Genomic DNA, 3765 nt, shown 5'->3' with positions numbered 1-3765 from the left:
GCTGATAGCTGATAGCTGATAGCTGATAGCTGATAGCTGATAGCTGATAGCTGATAGCTGATAGCTGATAGCTGATAGCTGATAGCTGATAGCTGATAGCTGATAGCTGATAGCTGATAGCTTACCTCAAAAGGTGTTTGTAAAAAAATATTAACAATAATTGACAAACACCACCTCAGCTAACTTTTTTAGTTATAATACTGGTATCGGAATAGTAAAGGAAGTCCACTGATGAACAAGTCCGTTTGTACTACTGAAGCCGCTTCTCTGTTAGGTATTTCTTCTCGACGCTTGCGTCAACTTCTCAATGATGGTCGCGTCCGGGGTGCTTATAAAAGTGGGAAATTCTGGATTATTCCTCTGTTCAACAATCTGCCCCAAATCATAGAGAGAAAGCGTGGACCAAAGGGCAAATGGCGTACTACTCGTCCCCCAGCTCTGGCCAAAATCAATGTCAATCGCAATCGGATTGGCAGCAACAATCACAAAAGCCCAGAAGAGCGTCAGCCAGTCATTTCAGTAAAACGAAGCGGCAACAATCTCTACGGCAATCAAGTCGAAATCCTCGGTCCTTGTCGGATTGTCTATCAGCCCGATAAGCCACTGGGTTGTGGCGCTCGTCTGTGGATCGAAACCTTCAGTGATATTCACTTCATTGGTGGCAGTTTTCCGGCCACTGCCTAATGCTCACAACCAAAATTGAATCATAGCCTTTCTCGCAGTTATGAGGTACAGTCTTCTGTGACGTTGATTCTGTGCTTGATGCAACCCATCGCTATTCGCGATTCTCTCTTCCCGATTCTCTCTTCCCGATTCCCGATTCCCGATTCCCGATTCCCGATTCCCGATTGATTCCCTTTGCTATACTGAACAGGATCAAAAGTATACTTCCGACTAATCCGAGATGGGATGGAGAGATAAAAAACTCGCTATTAGAAAAAATAATTAAATTCACAGCAATCGATATCGGAATAGAAGTGGTCAGTAATCCTAGAGCAAATTCCGTATCAAATGTTGGGTGAGTACGCCGATGTTGCTCTTGGTCGAGCATATTAATCTGGGAAGCATACAACAACGGCCACAAACTGCATCCGCTTTGGGGTAAAACTACAGCTAGTAAAGTTTCTGCTAATGTATCTGGTTTAAACAAAATCAGTACTGCTGCACTAAACCAGAAGCCTACTGCTGAGCGGACGAGTAAAATTAGTAAAATTTTCCGTAATTGTAAGGTTTTCGGCTTCAGAGAAATCCCTACAAAAAACAGAATCATGGGAGTAGTGCAAGCCGCTAACCGTTGCAGGGCCTGCAACACTATTTCTGGGATAAGTGTTTTACCTAGATTTAATGCTCCTATGGACAAACCCAGTAACAACGCTAAATTTGCTGGTTCTTGGATCAGTGTCAATCCAATCCTTTTAAATTTGCTGAAATTGATGTGGAAATTATCAACACTGCGTTGGTGTAGATACATGGCTAAACCATAAAGACCGATTAGCACAAAACATTTATTCCCTACATCCATCAACCCGGCTAGAGCTAGTCCTTGCTCACCTAAAAATTCCTGAGTAAACGGATAAACTGTTAAGCCAGGAGCTAAAGAGGCAAACATCAATATCAACGAGCGGGCTTTAGCTTTTTCTTTGCTAGGAATCACCAAACCTGTCAATAACCATCCAATTCCTAACAAGAAGACATTGATAGCAAGTCCGAAAGCCGGTAGAGAGAGTAAGCCTTGACTTATATCAATTTTGATCGTGGATAGGAATAGAGCAGCAGGCAGTAAGGCATTGATAATTAAGGTTTTAATGGCACCAACTGCTACAGGTTTTTGAAATTTCCCTTTCAGCGCATAACCAATAGCAATGAAAAGCACCAGGGGGATGACTTTATCAATAGCCAAAGTCCTCAACCTTTACTGGATTTAACAGTGTCTTGACGCAGCAGTACCAATTCTCGATCCAAATCATCGTAAAATCCCTGACGAGCTCTTACTGCCATGGCCACGCCCTGCCATACTTGCCAAAGGGTTTGGGGAGAATTAGCGGTCTGCTCAATCACATCTAAGATTTCCTCAGCATGGTCTTGATCACAGTCGCAGTGAACGGCAAAGAATTCTTGTCCTTTTGTGGAAATACCCAGTTTTTTCAGACCTGCTAAAATCAGTTGGTTTTCATAGGGTAGGATAGATTCCGTGAAAGCCAGTATCCCCAATCCAAAGGCAGCGGGGTATTGGAAGCAAGCAGTTGTGTAGATTTGCAGGTAGCGTTGGGTTCCTGGTAATAATTCTTGTGATGACTTTGGTAGAGGTATGGACTGACCTGGTGCGATCGCTGATAATTCTTCAAATAACTGCTGCCACATTTGAGGATGGGGTTTGCTATGGCCAGGTTTCCCCGATAATCCGTGTTCTTCATAGAGATTCTTTAATAAAGGGATTCGGGTTTGGGGTGTAGGTAACTTAGAAGCAACAGCAGTGAGCCAATTGGGAAAACACCAACTAATCAGATAACGCTGCTTGAGCCAAGTTTCTAGGTTACGACTTACGCCAGTTTCCCTGATTAAACAGGATAATCGGGGATGATCAGCAACTAAGACTCCTAATTTTTGATCAGTAGTGGGTAAATCCTCTAGGTGAGTGTGCCTTAACGGTGGATTTTGGAAGCTCAGCAACCAGGGATGCTGGAGTAGAGCATGATTTCGGGCATAATGGGGAATTTGCTGGGGAGAACCCAGAGTTTGGATGGTAGCGATGGAAACGGTGTTGGCTGATTCGGCTTGGGTGGCTCTATCTAACTCCTGCGAGACCTGTAGAGTCCGCATATATTCTAGAAAGTCTTGCATGGCCTAATTTCACTAGTAGTAATAGTGTTTTTACTGTTTTCTACAATGAAAGCTTAGTCCCAACAGGAAGAAGTTACAGAAGTCAGAAGTCTGAAGTCAAACTCTGGCGCTTACTTTGGGCTTCCACACTTATACAGCAAGCTCGAATTATGATTTCATGGCTGTTTCGTCAGATCAACGGTTTTACTATACCGATTAAGCACTGATAAATAGGGCTTGGTGATTCTGGCTATGGTTTCGCCCCCCACCCGGCCTGTCTTCAAACTTGGAGATCCCCCTAAATCCCCCTTAAAAAAGGGGGACTTTGAGATGCCTCCCACCTTATTAAGGACTGTGAGAATGGCTCCCCCCTTCCGCGCGGGGGGCTGGGGGGGATCATCATCTGGCGCTAACCTTTGGTAAACACGCCTAAATCCTTAAAAAAGGGGGACTGTGAGAATGGCTCCCCCCTTCCGCGCGGGGGGCTGGGGGGGATCATCATCTGGCGCTAACCTTTGGTAAACACGCCTAAATCCTTAAAAAAGGGGGACTGTGAGTATGGCTCCCCCCTTCCGCGCGGGGGGCTGGGGGGGATCATCATCTGGCGGAAAACTCGGAAATCCCCCTAAATCCTTAAAAAAGGGGGACAATGAGTATGGCTCCCCCCTTCCGCGCGGGGGGCTGGGGGGGATCATCATCTGGCGGAAAACTCGGAAATCCCCCTAAATCCTTAAAAAAGGGGGACAATGAGTATGGCTCCCCCCTTTTATAAGGGGGGCTGGGGGGGATCATCATCTGGCGGAAAAATTTGAAAACACGCCCTCCCTTGGGGGACCAACGGGGGCTTGACCAAAACCAGATGTCCGCGCATTCATTCCTTGATTCAGCAACGCCGTTTGCTTTGTCCTTCTATTGGTTCCCGTTTTTGCTACCTACCTAGTCAAT

General features: G+C 45.5%; 3 protein-coding genes. 1 reads left to right on the top strand and 2 read right to left on the bottom strand.

Annotation, left to right across the window (positions count from 1 at the left end; translation table 11 throughout):
- Positions 1-231 precede the first annotated feature (231 nt).
- Complete coding sequence (locus F6K37_RS34450; RefSeq protein ID WP_287255301.1) at positions 232-684, top strand: helix-turn-helix domain-containing protein; 453 nt, start codon at positions 232-234, stop codon at positions 682-684.
- Between the two features lie 91 nt (positions 685-775).
- Here the strand turns inward: F6K37_RS34450 and F6K37_RS34445 are convergent, their stop codons facing one another.
- Positions 776-1900, bottom strand: coding sequence for an AEC family transporter (locus tag F6K37_RS34445; RefSeq protein ID WP_287255299.1), 1125 nt, complete (start codon positions 1898-1900; stop codon positions 776-778).
- Positions 1901-1905: 5 nt separating this feature from the next.
- Positions 1906-2841, bottom strand: coding sequence for an iron-containing redox enzyme family protein (locus F6K37_RS34440; protein WP_287255297.1), 936 nt, complete (start codon positions 2839-2841; stop codon positions 1906-1908).
- Positions 2842-3765 lie beyond the last annotated feature (924 nt).

This window comes from Moorena sp. SIO4E2, assembly GCF_010671945.1.
Lineage (GTDB): Bacteria > Cyanobacteriota > Cyanobacteriia > Cyanobacteriales > Coleofasciculaceae > Moorena > Moorena producens.
The sequence above is the reverse complement of the archived record's forward strand: the minus strand, read 5'-3'. Positions and strand labels throughout refer to the sequence as shown.

Coding starts and splice junctions, on each gene's coding strand:
- F6K37_RS34450 (WP_287255301.1), top strand. CDS start 232: ATGAACAAGTCCGTTTGTACTACTGAAGCCGCTTCTCTGTTAGGTATT.
- F6K37_RS34440 (WP_287255297.1), bottom strand. CDS start 2,841: ATGCAAGACTTTCTAGAATATATGCGGACTCTACAGGTCTCGCAGGAG.